Genomic DNA, 17,553 nt, shown 5'->3' with positions numbered 1-17,553 from the left:
GCCATTCACCAACTGTTCCGAGGTTTTGGCGGGAGATCAGTGCTGCGGCAATAGTATAGAACTCAAGAAATAGATCGCCACACAAAACACCACACAAAACGCCACACAGTTTTAGTTATATACTTTAATAACATCGCCTTAAGTAATGGGTGTGATTCCCGCTACCCGCTCCAGGATTTCCTAACCAAGCAGGCTTTTGGTATAGATCAAGACGCTAACCCGGCTACTTTGACATGGTCATGCGACGGTTTGCCGGGGGCATAAGGCACCTGTGCGCTTGACCTCAAAGGTCTGCGCGGTCATGAACCTTTGCGATGCGCGGGGCACTCGCCTTGCCACACGGAACGTCAAAGGAGTTGACATGGCAGGCAATCAGGCCATCCCGACTGCGGATGTAGAGCGCGAGAAATCACGCAAAGTTGGTGTGCTGTCCGCTCTTTGGCCATTTATGCGCCCCTATAGTCTTTTGATGGCCACGGCGACGCTGGCTCTGGTCCTGACTGCCGGCCTTTCGTTGACCCTGCCACTGGCTGTACGCCGCGTGGTCGATAATTTCCGAATTTCTGAGACCGCACTGCTGAACCAGTATTTCGGGGCTGCACTTGTTATTGCAGCCTTGCTCGCAGTTGGAACCGGCCTCCGCTATGCGCTTGTGACTCGGCTGGGGGAGCGGGTGGTAGCAGATATCCGCAAGGCGGTTTTTGATCGTGTTATTGGCATGAGTCCGGCATTCTTCGAACAGGTCATGACCGGGGAAGTTTTGAGCCGGATCACCACTGATACGACATTGATCCAATCGGTATTGGGCTCATCTGTGTCGATAGCTTTGCGCAATATACTGATTTTCAGCGGTGGTTTGGTTCTAATGCTACTGACCTCGGCTAAGTTGACGAGCCTGGTGCTGCTGATTGTCCCCGCGGTCATTGTGCCAATCCTATTTTTAGGTCGGCGTCTGCGTGCCATCAGCAAGGAAAACCAAGACTGGATTGCGGCCTCATCTGGCAATGCAGGTGAGGCGCTGGGTGCCGTCCAAACCGTTCAAGCCTACACTCATGAGAGCGCCAGCCGGAGCGAGTTTGGACGTATGACCGAAACCGCCTTTGCTGTTTCGATGCGGCGCATTCAGACCCGCGCATTGCTGACAGTGATCGTGATCTTTCTGGTGTTTTCCGGTGTGGTCGGGGTGTTGTGGATGGGCGCAAATGATGTGCGCGCCGGTGCCATGTCCGAAGGCACATTGGTGCAATTTGTGATCTATGCTGTCCTGGTTGCCGGATCTGTTGCAGCGCTTTCTGAAATCTGGAGCGAGCTGCAACGGGCGGCGGGCGCGACCGAGCGTCTGGTCGAGTTGTTAACAGCTGTAGATCAGGTCCAGGATCCTGTAGCTCCGTGTAGAATGAAAGCGCCTGTGCGTGGCGAGATCCGTTTCGATGATGTCTCATTCCGCTACCCCGCACGCCCGCAGATCCCGGCCTTGGTCGATGTTTCTCTTACTGTGCAGCCGGGCGAAACTGTGGCCTTCGTCGGGCCGTCCGGGGCAGGGAAGACTACCATTATTCAGCTGATCCAACGGTTTTACGATCCGACTGCTGGCGCGGTTTGTCTGGACGGTATCCCGCTGCGCGATCTGCAACGGGATGTGTTCCGCAAGCACATCGCGCTGGTGCCACAAGATCCTGTGATCTTTGCCGCTACTGCACAGGAGAATATCCGCTTTGGCCGTCCGGGGGCCAGCGACGCCGAGGTAGAGATCGCGGCCCGTGCTGCTGCCGCCCATGATTTCATCACTGCATTGCCCGAAGGCTATGACAGTCAGGTAGGCGAACGTGGGGTGATGCTGTCGGGCGGACAGAAACAGCGTATCGCCATCGCCCGTGCTATCCTGCGTGATGCGCCGGTACTGCTGCTAGACGAGGCAACCTCAGCTTTGGACGCGGAAAGTGAGCGTTTGGTTCAAGCCGCGGTGGATGAACTGAGCCAGAGTCGCACGACCTTGATTGTGGCGCACCGCCTGGCAACTGTGAAGAAGGCGGATCGCATCGTGGTGATGGAAGAGGGGCGCATTGTGGCCACCGGCAACCATGATCAACTTGTTGCGGAAGAGGGGCTATATGCGCGGCTGGCGCGATTGCAGTTCACTGATGGTCTGGCTGCAGAATAGGCAAAAGCTGCCTTAAGCGATCAGAATTTGGGTTTCATGATTGAAAATCGGTAAATGTCGCTGCGTCAAAGTACTGACTTCCTTGACGTGACCCTATCGGCGCGCTTGCGCGGCGCTGCGTTTCAACTCATTTTGTGGTAACTGAAATTCCCCGGCACAAGGGGACTAGGGGAGGGAAAAATGGGATTTGCTACTGCCGCGGACTGCTTGACACTCGTAACTGAGATGCCTTTCGAGCAACGTAATATGCCGACGACGCTTTACGGATTGTTGTCCCGTACGGCGGGTAAATTTCCTGACAACAACGCGGTCAGCTATCAGATCTTTTCCGGCCCGACCGACAAAGCCGAAACCCTGACATGGCGCCAACTGAAGGACAAAGTGACCCAGGCTGCCAATATGTTCCGCTCTATGGGGATCGGCGAAAAAGACGTGGTGGCTTATATACTACCCAACTGCAACGAAACGGTTGTCACCCTTTTGGGGGGCGCGGTCGCAGGGATTGCAAATCCGATCAATCCTTTGCTGGAGCCAGAACAAATCGCGTCGATCCTGCGCGAAACCGGTGCCAAGGTTGTGGTGACGCTGAAGCCCTTCCCGAAGACCGATGTGGCGCAGAAGGTCGCGGAGGCGGTCCGCCATGCGCCCAAGGTGACCACGGTTCTGGAAATTGACCTCAACCGATATTTGACCCCTCCAAAATCATGGATCGTGCCGATGATCCGCCCCAAGCTCGACGGTAAGGATAAGCTGGCACATGCGGACTACAAAAACTTCAATAAGGAACTGCGCAAACATCCAACCGAGCTGACCTTTGCAGATTCGGAGAGTGATCGTGTCGCCTGCTATTTCCATACAGGTGGCACCACGGGCATGCCCAAAGTGGCCCAGCACACCTATGCCGGTATGAACTACAATGGCTGGTTGGGCAGCAAACTGCTGTTTAGCGCGGATGACAATATCATGTGCCCGCTGCCTCTGTTCCATGTGTTTGCCTGCCATGTGATCCTGATGGCGGCTGTGGCTTCGGGCGCACATGTGGTTTTCCCGACCCCGCAAGGCTATCGCGGCGAGGGGGTGTTCGATAACTTCTGGAAGTTGATCGAACGGTGGAAGATTTCTTTCATCATCACGGTGCCCACCGCGATCTCTGCCAAGATGCAGCGTCCGGTGGATGCTGATGTGTCGAGCGTAAAAACCGCTTTCTCGGGTTCGGCACCGCTGCCGGTGGAGCTGTTTAAACGGTTCGAAGAGGCGACGGGGATGAAAATCGTAGAAGGCTATGGCCTGACCGAAGCGACCTGTCTTGTGTCCTGTAACCCGGTTGCAGGTGAAAAGAAGATCGGCTCCATCGGTATTCCGTTGCCTTATACAGATGTGAAAATCGTGAAGGGCATCGAGGGCGGTTCGGTTGAGTTGGGTGTGGATGAGATCGGGGAGATCTGTATCTCCAGTCCCGGTGTCTACGCAGGCCACACCTATACAGAGGCCGAAAAGAACGAGGGCCTATTCTACAACGGCACGCATCTGCGTACAGGTGATCTCGGGAAACTCGACAGTGACGGATATCTTTGGATCACAGGACGCGCCAAGGATCTGATTATTCGTGGTGGCCACAATATTGATCCGGCAGAGATTGAAGAGGCTCTCTTGGGACATGAAGCCGTCGCCTTTGCCGGGGCCATCGGCCAGCCCGATGCTCATGCTGGCGAAGTGCCTTGTGCTTTTGTCGAGCTGGTTGCAGGAGCTAGCGTGACGCCTGAAGAGCTGTTGGCTTATTGCAAGGTGCATGTACATGAACGCGCGGCGATCCCGAAACATGTAACGGTGATGGACGAGCTGCCCAAAACAGCAGTAGGCAAGGTTTTCAAACCAGATCTGCGCAAGAATGCTATCACTCGTATCTACAATGAGGCGCTGCTGAAGGCGGGACTGCCTGCGCGGGTTGAACATGTTGTCGATGACAAAAGCCGGGGCCTGGTCGCACAGGTTGAGGACAACGGTGCCGGCGCAGCCGAAATTTCGGATGTGCTGGGTGCGTTCACGCGCCCTTGGGAGCCAATGCCGAAGCCTTAATTCACATATGTGATCTGAGGCGAATGTTCCCAAGATCCAGAAAGCGCCCCATTGGGGCGCTTTTTTCGTTTGTGAGGCATGGTTTTTGGCATCAGCGCTGCTAATCTCCTCCGACGCGCTATGAGGATGGGAACAGGCGAGATGAACTACGAGCGGCTAATCGACGAGGAAACCTGGGCCTTTATTCGCAGAACCGGCGAATGCTACCCGGATGATGCGGTAGATCTATCGATTGAGGAACAACGCAAAGTCTATGATGCCATGGCGGCTGACTTTCGCGCCGCACGCCCGGATGTGGTCACCTGCGAAGATCTCCTTGTTGGCGCGGTTCCAGTGCGGATCTACACTGCTGGGGAGCCGGGTTGCACGGTGATGTATTGCCACGGTGGGGGCTTTGTCGTGGGCGGGCTGGACAGCCATGACGATGTCTGCGCCGAGCTCTGCGCCCAGACCGGATACCGTGTCGTAGCGGTGGACTACCGTCTATCCCCCGAACATCTGCATCCTGCGGCCTTTGAGGACGCATGGGCGGTTTGCCAGTGGGTCCATGACAGTTTTGACGGGGATATGGTTCTGGCAGGTGATAGTGCTGGTGCAAATCTCTGCGCGGCTGTAGCGCAGCACGCGCGCGGGAGGATCGGCGGTCTTGTTGGGCAGGTGCTGATATATGGAGCCTTTGGCGGTGACATCAACGCAGGTTCCTATCTGGAGCATGCTCAGGCACCAATGTTGACCCGGGATGATATCCTCTTTTATGGCAATCTGCGGAACCCGGAGGGCGCTGATGACTCGTTTGATGTTAGTGACCCCACGCTTGCCCCGCTCGCGGATAGTGATTTTAGCAATTTGCCTGCGACTGTTCTGGTGACCGCTGATTGCGATCCGGTGCGCGACGATTCCCGCCATTACCGCGACAAGATCATGGCTGCCGGTGGCAAAGCGCATTGGATCAACGAGCCGGGGTTGGTTCATGGCTATCTACGTGCCCGTCACAGTGTTGGCCGCGCCCGCGACAGTTTTGAGCGGATATCCGTAGCGGTAGAAGCATTAGGGCAGGGGCTATGGCCCTATGAATAACAGTTAGCCGACTAGGACAAACGGAAAGACCGGCGCCCAAGTCAGCCAGCGTGTTTCCGACAGTTTTCCGGCGTAGCACTGCGGTCGTACCAGCCGCCACTTTTCACGCGCCAGTCGCTGCTGTGGGTCGTGACATAAGACCAGCTCCCAACCTGAAGATGGGCGTAGCCAACGATATCTCCGGTTCGGATCATACCGATGCGCGCTGTGCCCGAACTATGGCCTGAATACAGCGGTACAGGCTCGCTCAGCCAGCCAAGGCAAGCGCCTTCAAATTCATCGCGTATTGGCAAGTCGACCAGAAAACGCCGTAGATGCGTGTCATCTAGTGTCAGCTGTCGCCGGCCAGTGTCAACTTTGCAGCGGTGATATTGCTCAAGCCCACGGATCTCCTGCACCAGACGATTGCTATGTGGGTCCAGGGCTACGGATTTTCCCAGGCAATCTCCGTTGTCAAAGACGCTCTGTCCGAGTGCCGTGCCAAAGCAATAACCAGCGCGGTCCATGATCAGATTGCGGGTGAACCACAGGTCATCGCAGCCATCCTGCGCCAGAGCGGGCACTGGGAGCAACATCAGCAAGAAAGCAATGCATCGAATAGACATGACAGGCTCCTGTATGTAAGCGATCAGATCACGTTAAGAAGCCTGCCATGTATTTTCAGCTGAGGAAAGATTTTGCCTTCATCGTTTCGGCAATAGGTGCACCAAGGCGGCCTAAAATGGTTGGAGCCAGCTGGCGTTGATCGATAACCACATCTTCGGCAGGACCGGTTGCCTCGCCAAAGTAATAAAGCGCGGTTTCTTGTTGCAGCGGGCTACGTCCGCCGTGGTGCCCGCGTTCATCCTGACCATGGTCAGCGGTGACAATGATTTCATAGCCCATGCCACGCCATTTGAAGATAAATGGTGCCAGCATTTCATCCATCACGAAACAGGCATGGTCCATTTCCTGGCAGTCGTGAAAAAACCGGTGTCCCATGCTGTCCAGCGTACAGGTATGCAGCAGCCCGTAGTTAAGTTCAAAGCGCTGGCACAGATTGGTCAAGGTGCCGAACAGATCGACATCCGATGGGGTCATCTGGTTGGCCAGACCGTAACCCATCATGGAATGAAACCGTCCGTGATTGATGGTGGAGCCACTTGGCTCATCATATTCAACGTCGCGCACCGGGTCATAGGGATGGCGGTTAAAGAAGGACGACCAGAAGCTGTGGGCAACCGCGCCGGTGGTACCACCACCCTCACGGACCTGACTGAATACATCCTTGTGACTCAGACGAAAGACATTGCCGTTGCCTGTACAGCCGTGTTCGGCGGGTGCAACGCCGGTGTGGATCGACGCATAGCAGCTAGCGGAGATTGACGGCAGCACTGCGCGCTGCTTCCAGACCCGCGCCTCGCCACTATCAACCCAGCCTTCGAGGTTGCCAAACAGACGACGGAAGTTGCGCCAGGGCACACCATCCAGAATGATGAGGAGAAGTTTGTTGTCCATGACCCGAATCCTATGTTCTGCGGGTGTCTTTGATCCCATTTTTGCGACAGGAACTTAATCGACTGCTCCGAAAGCGACAGGGTTGGAGTAATTGCAGCGTTGTAAGCAATCTAGTCACCGTTTGGGACGTTTAAGCCAAAAGAGCCCGCACGGATTAGGCACGGGCTCTCTTCTATCTTGAGGGGCGAAGGTGTCAGTTGCCGGCGCTTTCCATCTTCCGATTGGCAATGACTTCTTCCAGCCAGCCCAGCCGCATTTCCGGCACCGAGCTGAGCAGCAAATCAGTGTAGTCGTCAAAGGGGGGCGACAGCACTTCGGTCTTACCGCCATAGCGCTGCACACGACCCTGATACATCACCGCGATATTGTCTGAAATCGCTCGCACGGTGGCAAGATCATGGGTGATGAATAGGAAGGCGACACTCTCGATTTTCTGCAGCTCCAAGAGCAGCTTTAGGATACCGTCCGCCACAAGAGGATCCAGCGCAGAGGTGACTTCGTCGCAGATGATCATTTTGGGCTTAGCTGCCAACGCTCTGGCAATACAGACACGCTGTTTCTGCCCACCCGACAGCTCCGCAGGATAGCGATCGATGAAGCTCTCGCCCAGTTCGATTTCATCCAGAAGCTCAATGGTCCGTTTGCGTCTCTCGGCACCTTTAATGCCGAAATAGAACTCCAGAGGACGGCCAATAATGGTGCCAACGGTCTGACGTGGGTTCATTGCCACATCTGCCATCTGGTAGATCATTTGCAGCTCGCGGAGATCCTCACGGGTCCGACCCGCCAGATCAGACGACAAGGTACGTCCAGCGAATTCGATCTCGCCTTCCCGCGGCGGCAGTAGGCCTGTAATCACCCGTGCCAGCGTCGATTTACCGGAGCCGGATTCACCCACGACAGCCAGCGTCTGACCGGGGTGCAAATCTACATTCACATTGTGCAACACGTCAAATTTGGTGCCTTTGTAGCGCGCAGTGATATTGCGAACACTCAGCACTGGTTCTGTGGTTGGGGCTTTTTCCTCGTGATTGATCGAACGCACTGAGACCAAGGCCTGAGTGTACTCCTCCTGAGGTGCGTTGATTATCTGATCAACCGGGCCGTACTCCACCATATTGCCGTGGCGGAGCACCATGATATCGTCGCTCACCTGTGCCACAACTGCAAGGTCGTGAGTGATATACAACGCCGCCACACCAGTATCGCGGATGGCTTCTTTGATCGCCATCAGCACCTCGATCTGGGTGGTCACATCAAGCGCTGTGGTCGGCTCGTCAAAGACAACCAGATCCGGCTCCGGGCAAAGCGCCAGCGCTGTCATGCAGCGCTGTAGCTGACCACCCGAGACCTGATGCGGATACCGTTCGCCGATGTTGTCCGGGTCGGGTAAACCCAACTTGGCAAAGAGAACGCGTGCACGGGCTTCGGCGTCTTTCTTGGAGAACTTGCCTTGCTCCACAGCCGCTTCAATCACCTGTTCCATGATCTTTTTGGCAGGGTTGAAAGAGGCCGCTGCCGATTGCGACACATAGGTCACCTCACCGCCGCGCAGGCTACGGATATCGCGCAGTGTGGATTGCAGAATATCGCGACCGTTAACCCAGACCTCTCCGCCAGTGATCTTCACGCCACCTCGGCCATAGGCCATGGAGGCCAGACCGATGGTGGATTTACCAGCGCCGGATTCCCCTATTAAACCCAACACTTTGCCGGGTTGCAGATCAAAACTGACCCCGTGCACGATTTCAATATCATGGGGTTTCTCACCAGGGGGGTAGACAGTTGCGCCGATTTTGAGGTCGAGCACTTTCACAAGAGGTTCGCTCATCCGCGGCCTCCTTTCAGAGAGGTTGTGCGGTTCAGAACCCAGTCCGCTACAAGGTTGACCGAGATCGCAAGGGTCGCAATGGCGAGGGCAGGCAGCAATGCCGCCGGTATGCCATAGACGATACCTTCCTTGTTTTCCTTCACAATCCCGCCCCAGTCAGCTTCGGGTGGTTGTACACCAAGGCCAAGGAACGAGAGGGTTGAAACAAACAACACCATGAAGATGAACCGAAGCCCCATTTCCGCCACCAGTGGGGACAGGGCGTTGGGCAAGATTTCACGGAAGATGATCCAGGCGGTTTTCTCACCCCGAAGACGGGCGGCTTCGACGTAGTCCATCACCTCGATATCCACCGCGACCGCACGGGCCAGACGATAAACACGGGTGGAGTCCAACAGGCCCATGACGACGATCAGAACCGGGACTGTTACGGGCATCACTGACAGCACCACGAGAGCAAAGATCAGCGTTGGGATAGACATCACCAGATCGACCAGTCGTGACATCACCTGATCCACCCAGCCACCGGCAACCGCGGCAAAAAAGCCGAGGATAGAACCGGTGGTGAAGGACAGGATCGTTGCAGCGGTGGCGATAAAGATCGTGGTGCGCCCGCCGTAGATCATCCGGCTGAGGAGATCACGACCAATATTGTCTGTGCCAAGGAGATGCTCCGCTGTGCGCGGCTCCCAAACATCACCAACGATTTCTGCCATGCCGTAGGGGGCCAGCAGCGGGGCAAAGATTGCCATTAGAAAATAGAGGGCCGTGAACAACAGCCCGATCATTGCGGAGATAGGGATATTCTTCATTTCGGATGCCTCAAGCGCGGGTTCGACAAGATGGCGACAATGTCAGCGATCATGTTCAGCACGATGTAGACAGCGGCAAAGATCAGGCCGCAGGCCTGCACCACTGGCACGTCACGCTTGGAAACATGGTCAACCAAGTACTGGCCCATGCCGGGATAGACAAAGACCACCTCGATCACCACAACGCCGACCACCAGATAGGCAAGGTTCAGCATTACGACATTCACGATAGGTGCTACCGCATTGGGGAATGCATGGCGTGCAATTACCTTGAAGGTGCTCAGCCCCTTCAGCTCTGCCGTCTCAATATAGGCAGATTGCATGACATTGAGGATTGCGGCTCGTGTCATACGCATCATATGCGCGAGAACAACCAAAGTCAGCACGGCTACGGGCAGGGCAATCGCGTTAAGCTTTTCCAGCAAACTCATGGAATCATTAATCATCGCGACTGAGCTAAACATGCCCATCTGCACGGCCACGAAATAGATCAGCAAATATCCAATAAGGAATTCCGGGATCGAGATCGAGGCCAGTGTCACGGCCGAAATCAGTTTGTCAGGCCAGCGATCGCGGTAGCGCACCGCCAGAAGTCCAAGGAAAATCGCCAGCGGAACCGAGATGACAGCGGCCCAGAAGGCGAGGAACAGCGTGTTGCCAAGACGGCGGCCAATGCTGGTTGCAATGTCCTGACCATTGGTCAAAGCCGTGCCCAGGTCGCCTTGCATGGCACCAAACAGCCAGTCGAAATAGCGCAGCATGGCAGGTTCATTCAGGCCCAGCTCCTCGCGCAGATTGGCGAGTGCTTCGGGGGTGGCCGATTGGCCCAGAATGGACTGCGCCACATCGCCGGGCAGGATTAGCGTGCCCATGAAGATAAGCACGGATGCGGCGATCAGGAGAATTAGTCCCAGCGCTAGGCGCTGGGACACAAGTTTCACTACGGGGTGCATGGCATAAACCTCTATTAGGCCAACCAGCACTTATGCGACCATTTGCCGGCCATGGTGTCACCAGTGGAATCCACCACCCAACCCTGAACCTTGCTGCTGGTCGCTTCGATGAAGTCGTTGAACATCGGGCAGATCAAACCGCCTTCATCGCGAACCATCATGCCCATCTGGCTGTAGATCGCTTTGCGCTTGGTTTCGTCCAACTCGCCGCGGGCGGCAAACAGCAGGTTGTCAAAATCTTCGCGCTTGAAGCGGGTATCGTTCCAGTCTGCAGTCGACAAATAGGCGGTGGAATACATCTGGTCCTGTACTGGACGGCCACCCCAGTAGGAGGCGCAGAACGGCTGAACGTTCCAGACTTCCGACCAGTACCCATCACCGGGCTCACGCTTCAGCTCCAGTGGGATACCTGCTGCGTTTGCCGACTGTTGGAACAGCTGAGCAGCATCCAGCGCGCCGGGGAATGCAACATCCGACACCTGAAGAGTGATTGGGCTGCCGTCATGGCCGGATTTTTTATAGTGCTCTGCGGCTTTGACAGGATCAAATGCACGCTGGGGGATGCTGTCGTCAAACAGCGGGTAGGCCCCATTGACCGGCATATCATTGCCAACCGAACCGTAGCCACGCAGAACCTTGTCGACCATTTCCTCGCGGTTGATGGCATATTTCAGCGCAAGACGCAGTTCGTTGTTGTCATAGGGCGCGGTGTCACAATGCATGATGAAAACATAGTGGCCGGGCCCTGCAGCATTGCGCACGGAGAGGTTAGGCGCGCGGTCCAGTAGGCCTGCTACCTTGGGCTCAACACGGTTGGCGATGTGCACCTGACCGGACTGCAGCGCCGCCATACGGGCGGTTGCGTCGTTGATCACGACAATCTCGACCTCATCAACATGGCCGCGGCTGTCATCCCAGTAGTTGGGGTTCTTTTTCCACAGGTGACGTACACCTGGTTCATCTGCAACCAACATATAGGCGCCGGAGCCGATGCCTGCCGTTGGGTTATCAAAGCCGCCATCGGGTTGAATCATCAGGTGGTAGTCGGCCATCAGATAGGGCAGGTCGGCATTGGGAGTGGTCAGCGAGACAACGAAATCGTCGCCATCAGCCTTCATGCTTTCGATCCCCCGCATGATACCAAGCGCACCGGATTGACTGTCGTCGTTGGAATGGCGCTCCATGGTGCGCATCACATCCTCGGCCGTGACAGTTTTGCCGTTGTGGAATTCAACGCCCTTGCGGATCTTAAAGGTCCAGGTCTTGGCGTCCGCGCTGGCTTCGATGCTTTCAGCGATGCGGTTTTCGATGCCACCTTCGGGCGTTACATTCACCAGCGTCTCACCAAACTGGTTAAGGTTGTGATATGGTACCTGGCTTGCGGCCACTGCTGGATCCAGCGAGTCGGTGCTGCCACCGCCGATGGAGCCGAGCTTTAGCGTGCCACCCTTGACCGGGCCTGCGGCCTCAGCTGCGCGGGCGAACAGGCTGCCAGCCACAGCGGCGCTGATCCCCAGTGCTGCGGTTTTGCCCATGAATTCACGCCGGGTCATTTTCCCGGAGGTGACGCTTTGCGTCATGAAATCGAGTTGGTCTTTCATTGCGGACTCCCTGTCGTGCGTAGACGCTGAACACGTCATTTCTTGAATTGTCATTCAAGGTTTGCGCATTTGCTGCAACCTCGCAACCCTTATTACCGCCATTTTTGGCGCCATCCGGGGCTGCAAAGTCATGAAGAGACGGTAATTCCGTCGCCTTTTGCGAGTGGTATGTCGTATTTGACTGGAAGTGAATGGTTGGCAGGGCAATATATGCAAAAAAACCACCCTTTCGTGGCTCCAAATACTATCGCTATTGCAGTATGAAATTCATCTTTTGGATGTTTTTAAGATGATAATTCACATTAAGGTGGTGTTTTTGTGGATACCAGCCGTCGCTTTACGAATTGCCTGGATCGGCGGAATTCGCGACTTTTCGCTTTGGTATATATGCTCATACCGAGCCCGATTGCAGTGGTGAGAACGGACGATAAACGACATCTGTTTTTTGACCGAAATTACCAATCAGCGCTATCCATCCAGATGGTCACCGGGCCGGAGTTGACCAGCGAGACTTGCATATCAGCGCCAAATGAGCCGCGGGTAACCGGCACGTCCAGAGAGGCCAATTGGTCGGCGAACCGGGTATAGAGCGTTCGGCCAAGATCCGGCGCAGCGGCACTGGAGAACCCTGGACGGTTTCCACGTCGGGTGTCAGCGGCGAGGGTGAATTGACTCACTACCAACGCGCCGCCACCAATGTCCTTGACCGAACGGTTCATCTTGCCGTTGTCATCGCGAAAGATGCGAAGCTTACTGATCTTTGTGGCCATCTGATCCGCTTCGGCTTTGCCATCACCCTCCATTGCACAGATCAGCACCAACAAGCCGGGGCCAATGTCACCGATGATATCGTCTTCAACAGTGACGGAGGCTTGAGAAACTCGTTGTATAAGGGCGCGCATGTGGTTTCCTGCGTAGTGATGGGCCGTGTCAATCGCGCCAGCTGATGAACTCTTCAAGCTCGGCGCGTTCGGTTCGGAATTGATTGGCCGGATGATCCGTATCAGCATAGCCAAACGACAGCGCACAAAGGATATTGCGATCCTCTGGTATGCCGCAAACCGCGTGAAGCATCGGGGCATATGTCGCAACAGCTGCCTGCGCAATCGTGGCGACACCGGCGGCAGTCGCGGCTAGCGTGAAGCCGGCTATAAAACCACCGCAATCTAGCGCGCCATATGGGCCAAGCTCTTTGGGGCTGGTCAGAATCGCGCAGTGGGGGGCGTCAAACAGGTCAAAATTCCGCATCATTTGCCGATGTGAAGCTGCCCGGTCGCCGCGTGTGACACCAACTGCCTCGTATAAGGCCCAACCGCAGGCATGTCGGCGCGCTTTATAGTCCCCGCTGTAGCGCTCGGGAAACTGCAGATCGGGTGCAGCGGAGGCCGTTTCGACCGCCTCCTTCAGCGCGTCGCGCAGCATATCGGTAGCTTTGCCGCCGAACATCGTCACCTGCCACGGCTGCGCATTACACCAGGATGGGATCTTCTGCGCGCAGCGAATAATATCTTCGATCACCGCGCGGGGTACTTGGTCGGGCCGAAAGGCGCGGCAGCTGTGGCGCTGACTGAACAAAACATCAAGTGCGGGCAGGGTGGTCATTGGAGATCCTCGTGCCGTGGGTGTGCCATATGATGCAAAGAAAGAATGGGCATGCATCACACGGTTTGAAGCGATCCTGGGGGCAAAGCGATCCCAAGTGTTAACGCGATCCGAAGTAGGCCACTGCTCCGCCGACCAGCATGGCCAATGCTATGGCCGCTGCGATCTTCCACGCGGAATAGGGGCGTTCCCCCTGTACCCGGCCTGATTGGCCGTTCACCACGAAGCGGTAGGTTTTTCCCCGGTATCTATAGGCCGCTAGCCAGACCGGCAGCAGCACGTGTTTGAAAGTGATATCGTCAAATTCACTGTCGATATGTTCAATGCGTTGACGATCTCCGCCGATGTCGAACCGGACGTCACGCTCAATCACCCTGCGCATCCGCGCATTGGCCTCGCTGTAGCCTTTGTCCAGTTCCACCGCATAGACTTCGGCCCGGAAACCGGCCAGATACTGTGGCTGATAGGGTTCCAGCGCTGAAAGATCCCAAGGTTCAAGCGCATCGGTATTCTTCTTTGGGAGGCTCTTGGACGCCAAAACAAGAACATCGTCAAAGAACCGTTTAACCCGACCTGAAACAGGTCGCCACCGGACTTTCGGTACTTGGCGGGACTGGCGCTTTCCATCGACCATCACCGTTTCAGTGACATAGTAGACCGTGCCGCGTTGGCCGCGATACTGTGACCGGGTGTCAGCGTCAAAGGTCCAATACGGCACATAGATGCCATCCATGCGCCGCCCCTTTCGGGCATATTGCTGCAGGCCGTTTGGGGCGAACCACAGCCGTCCCAACCAGTTCGACATCGCTTGATGAGCGCTGCGTTCGTCAAAGGCGAAGGGGAGAACGCCCTTGGGTTTAATATGGCGGTGAGTTCCGGTGTCTGTGACCATCGGCGTCGCACAGAAGGGGCATTCGCCGGCATGGTTTTGCGGACCCAGTTCAACCTGTGCAGCGCAGTTCGGACAGCGCAATACACGGGTTTCTTCCATATCGGCCTCGGCGAGACCGGATGCCAGCGCAGTTTCAAAATCCAACTCGCGCAGGCTGCCACCACGCCACGGGCCGGATCGGATTGTCTCCTGATGGCCGCAATGATCACAGGTGAGAGTGCCATTCTGCGGATCATATCGATAATCCGCCCCGCATTGCTCACAAGGAAAACGGTGCTCTTCCAAGGGTGCGTCAGTGTTGGATGCCGACATATTGCCAGCTGAAGACTGAGTGGACGGTGGCGGAGGTGGCGGCGTATGGGTCACAAATGGGCCTCAAAGATACTAGTGCAGCGGTTCCGGCACCATGATGCCGTGGGCGACGTCCTTCAACAAGAAATGATGCCAAAGCTGGAACAACACCCCGCAGGGGACAATGACAAATCGCAACGCATCACACGCGATCTCATGCTGATATTCCGCCAGCTCTTGCAGGCGCGAATAGCCCTTTGCGCAAATAGACCAGGATCCAGATCAGCGCGACTGGCGAATGGATCAATCCAACGCGGGCGTCTGTGGCAGGTGCGAAACTGGGCTTGGTGTCGTTTTCGCCAGCTTCGGCCAGAACGATTTAGAGCAACGGAATCAAGCTTGTCCAGTGAAGCCATGACAGCGCACTGCATCGGATTATTGGTCGAGAATCTTAGCGACATAAGAGCTGCGTAGATCATTTGCAGGGCACTTTTTGTCCAGCGCCCTGCAGCGATGCATCTGTTAGTTGGCTGGCGGAGCCGGTGGCGGAGGAGGCGGTGGCAGGACAGTGAAGAGCTGTGCCAGCTCCAATACATCGCCAGCGGACTTCCAGCCGTCTTGGCCGGGTGTCCAGACCAGACTGTCGCGGCGTAATCCGCCTTCCTGCGCCATACGGCCCAAACGTGCCTTTGAATACGGCCCTGTGGTTTGACCGTTCTCGGCAATGTGCCAGACATGCTCCACTGGCGGTGGCGGCGGTGCGATGGGCGCGGCTTGCGCTGGCGCTTGCGTGGCAGCGGGCGCGCGCCGGGCGCTCCAAGGACCGGAAGCGTGACCCGCTGCATGACCGGCGGCACCGGGTTGCGCCATCTGAGCCATCTGCTGCGCCATCGCCATGCCCATTCCCATGCCCATCCCGGCACCCATCCCGCTATTTGGGGTCTGAGCGGCGGCCGTCATCGCCTCGGCCGCAGAGAACTGGGTGTAACGTCCAAGATCGCCGACGATGCCCATCTGGGTGCGTTTGTCCAAGGCCTGTTCTACGGCTGCGGGCAACGAGATATTCTCGATATACAGCTCCGGAATTGCAATGCCGTACTCGGCCACTGTTGCTGTGATCTCGGCTGCGACCAGCTTACCCAGATCAGCAGTATTTGCTGCCATATCGAGAACAGGGATACCCGAGCCTGCAAGCACGCGGCTCACTTGTTGAACAATGATATTGCGGATCTGGAATGAAATCTCATCCATGGTGAATTCACCATCGGTGCCAACGATTTCGGTCAGGAAACGTGCAGGATCAACAACCCGGATGCTATAGGTTCCGAACGCGCGCAGCCGGACCGGACCGAACTCAGGGTCGCGCGCCATAATTGGGTTTTTCGTACCCCACTTCAGATCGTTGAAACGCGTGGTGTCGACGAAATAGATCTCGGATTTGAACGGTGACTGAAACCCGTGATCCCAATGCTGCAAAGTCGTCATCACCGGCATGTTGTTGGTCTCAAGCATATAGAGACCAGGGGTGAAGACGTCCGCCAATTGACCTTCGTGGACAAAGACGGCGGCCTGGCCTTCACGCACGGTTAGTTTGGCCCCGTATTTGATTGCGTGATCTTCGCGCTCAAACCGCCAAACAAGCGTATCGTTGGTGTCATCGGTCCAGTGGATGACGTCGATGAACTCTCCTTTGAGAAAGTCGAATATACCCATAGTTTCATCCTCTTTCGGTGATGCACACGGCATCTGGTCAGGCGTGTGCCGTAGCCTCGCAAGGGTAAGGCATACAGGCGCAGGGAGCTACTGTGGCTCCCCCAATATATCATATGCTATTGTCTTTACGATCGGCCGGGCCTCATCGGCGGACATGCCAGGGCGCAGACGTGAGTCATAGAGAACCTGTAACAGGTTCTCATCATGGCTGGTCAGAAGCGCAAATTCATCGTCATCGTTGAAGATCGAGGGGCGCGCGCTTGGGCTGTCATTGCGCAGGCCTAGGCCTTGGGCGATTTCTTCGTGGATACAGCTGCGGCGTGCCAGATCTGGGTGTTCAGCGCGTATGAGCGCCACTCCGCGCATGTAAGAGGAGGGATCTGCCTGCAGGCCGCCCGCGCGCACGAGGCAATAGTAACTTTGCGGCGGGTTGGCAAAGACCTGAAGATCGGCATCACTGATCGAAGGCAAGAGATCGCGCACCCGTTCGGCGACATACGCGCTATCGTCGGCCCCGGCAAAAATCACGTTGAAATTGGCGCGGGCACGGCTGGTGGTGGTGCTGATCGGGTGGCCTGTGACCCTCGCCAGACGCGCGGCATAGTTATCAAGGGTCTGGCTGTCTTTCTGCCGCTGTTCCGCGCTGACCGAAGGGCCAAAATCTGCGCGCAGCCGCACCGGCCCCTCCCAGCGCCCCAATGCGCCCGAGGTGCGCAGATTGCCACTGCCATATTCGTCATAAAAGGCGATTAACTCGAAGTTTTGGCGCAGATCATCTGCATCATACGGCGTTTCCGGGCCACCGCCGTCGGTACGCAACAATCCCCGTGTCAGCAGATCCTGCTGCAAAGCACCGTAGTAGCGCGCCAACCTTTGGCTCTCGGCCGAGGGTGTTCTGGGCGCGGGGGTCAAATTGGCTGGTCGCGTTGGCGGCACCAGAGACGTCCGCTCCGCCAACGGTTCACACCCCATAAGCAAGGCGGCGGTGGCAACAGTGCCGACAAGCGCCGGAAACAGCCGTCGCAACGCTCCACCCTGCAATATGAT

At 56.4% G+C, this 17,553-nt stretch carries 14 protein-coding genes; 3 read left to right on the top strand and 11 right to left on the bottom strand.

The genetic code is table 11. From position 1 onward, the window contains the following. The first annotated feature begins 361 nt into the window (after positions 1–361). From ACEWZM_RS03070 to ACEWZM_RS03060, 3 genes are all read left to right on the top strand, one after another. Entirely contained in the window at positions 362–2,161 is a 1,800-nt protein-coding gene (locus ACEWZM_RS03070) for an ABC transporter transmembrane domain-containing protein (protein WP_414005047.1), read from the top strand. A gap of 180 nt (positions 2,162–2,341) precedes the next feature. Next, positions 2,342–4,237, top strand: coding sequence for an acyl-CoA synthetase (locus ACEWZM_RS03065; RefSeq protein WP_414005046.1), 1,896 nt, complete (start codon positions 2,342–2,344; stop codon positions 4,235–4,237). 141 nt (positions 4,238–4,378) lie between these two features. Beyond that, complete coding sequence (locus ACEWZM_RS03060) at positions 4,379–5,314, top strand: alpha/beta hydrolase (RefSeq protein WP_414005045.1); 936 nt, start codon at positions 4,379–4,381, stop codon at positions 5,312–5,314. Positions 5,315–5,355: 41 nt separating this feature from the next. On the opposite strand, the gene ACEWZM_RS03055 is transcribed toward ACEWZM_RS03060, so the two are convergent. The 11 genes from ACEWZM_RS03055 to ACEWZM_RS03005 all read right to left on the bottom strand — a co-directional run bounded on the left by ACEWZM_RS03055 (position 5,356) and on the right by ACEWZM_RS03005 (position 17,478). Beyond that, complete coding sequence (locus tag ACEWZM_RS03055) at positions 5,356–5,919, bottom strand: DUF4453 domain-containing protein (protein ID WP_414005044.1); 564 nt, start codon at positions 5,917–5,919, stop codon at positions 5,356–5,358. A gap of 55 nt (positions 5,920–5,974) precedes the next feature. Next, entirely contained in the window at positions 5,975–6,811 is an 837-nt protein-coding gene (locus tag ACEWZM_RS03050; protein WP_414005043.1) for an alkaline phosphatase family protein, read from the bottom strand. A gap of 193 nt (positions 6,812–7,004) precedes the next feature. Then, on the bottom strand, positions 7,005–8,642 hold the full coding sequence (locus ACEWZM_RS03045) for an ABC transporter ATP-binding protein (RefSeq protein WP_414005042.1): 1,638 nt from the start codon (positions 8,640–8,642) through the stop codon (positions 7,005–7,007). After that, positions 8,639–9,454, bottom strand: a complete 816-nt coding sequence (locus ACEWZM_RS03040) for an ABC transporter permease (protein WP_414005041.1) — start codon at positions 9,452–9,454, stop codon at positions 8,639–8,641. The genes ACEWZM_RS03045 and ACEWZM_RS03040 overlap by 4 nt, the downstream gene beginning before the upstream one ends. After that, the gene (locus tag ACEWZM_RS03035; protein WP_414005040.1) at positions 9,451–10,407 is read right to left on the bottom strand and encodes an ABC transporter permease; all 957 of its coding nucleotides are present in this window, start codon (positions 10,405–10,407) and stop codon (positions 9,451–9,453) included. The genes ACEWZM_RS03040 and ACEWZM_RS03035 overlap by 4 nt, the downstream gene beginning before the upstream one ends. Positions 10,408–10,421: 14 nt before the next feature. Further along, positions 10,422–12,008: an ABC transporter substrate-binding protein gene (locus tag ACEWZM_RS03030; RefSeq protein ID WP_414005039.1), complete on the bottom strand. Its 1,587-nt coding sequence runs from the start codon at positions 12,006–12,008 to the stop codon at positions 10,422–10,424. A 455-nt stretch (positions 12,009–12,463) separates the two neighbouring features. After that, positions 12,464–12,910: a D-aminoacyl-tRNA deacylase gene (gene dtd, locus ACEWZM_RS03025; RefSeq protein ID WP_414005038.1), complete on the bottom strand. Its 447-nt coding sequence runs from the start codon at positions 12,908–12,910 to the stop codon at positions 12,464–12,466. A 28-nt stretch (positions 12,911–12,938) separates the two neighbouring features. Beyond that, the gene (locus ACEWZM_RS03020) at positions 12,939–13,610 is read right to left on the bottom strand and encodes a nitroreductase (RefSeq protein ID WP_414005037.1); all 672 of its coding nucleotides are present in this window, start codon (positions 13,608–13,610) and stop codon (positions 12,939–12,941) included. A 100-nt stretch (positions 13,611–13,710) separates the two neighbouring features. Further along, on the bottom strand, positions 13,711–14,814 hold the full coding sequence (locus tag ACEWZM_RS03015) for a TFIIB-type zinc finger domain-containing protein (RefSeq protein WP_414005036.1): 1,104 nt from the start codon (positions 14,812–14,814) through the stop codon (positions 13,711–13,713). Between the two features lie 501 nt (positions 14,815–15,315). Continuing rightward, positions 15,316–16,506 carry an SPFH domain-containing protein gene (locus ACEWZM_RS03010; RefSeq protein ID WP_414005035.1) on the bottom strand — a complete coding sequence of 397 codons (1,191 nt, stop codon included), beginning with the start codon at positions 16,504–16,506 and terminating at the stop codon, positions 15,316–15,318. Positions 16,507–16,593: 87 nt separating this feature from the next. Continuing rightward, positions 16,594–17,478 carry a DUF2927 domain-containing protein gene (locus ACEWZM_RS03005; protein ID WP_414007942.1) on the bottom strand — a complete coding sequence of 295 codons (885 nt, stop codon included), beginning with the start codon at positions 17,476–17,478 and terminating at the stop codon, positions 16,594–16,596. Positions 17,479–17,553: the final 75 nt, after the last annotated feature.

The organism is Phaeobacter cretensis (genome assembly GCF_047372505.1).
Classification (GTDB): domain Bacteria; phylum Pseudomonadota; class Alphaproteobacteria; order Rhodobacterales; family Rhodobacteraceae; genus Phaeobacter; species Phaeobacter cretensis.
The sequence above is the reverse complement of the archived record's forward strand: the minus strand, read 5'-3'. Positions and strand labels throughout refer to the sequence as shown.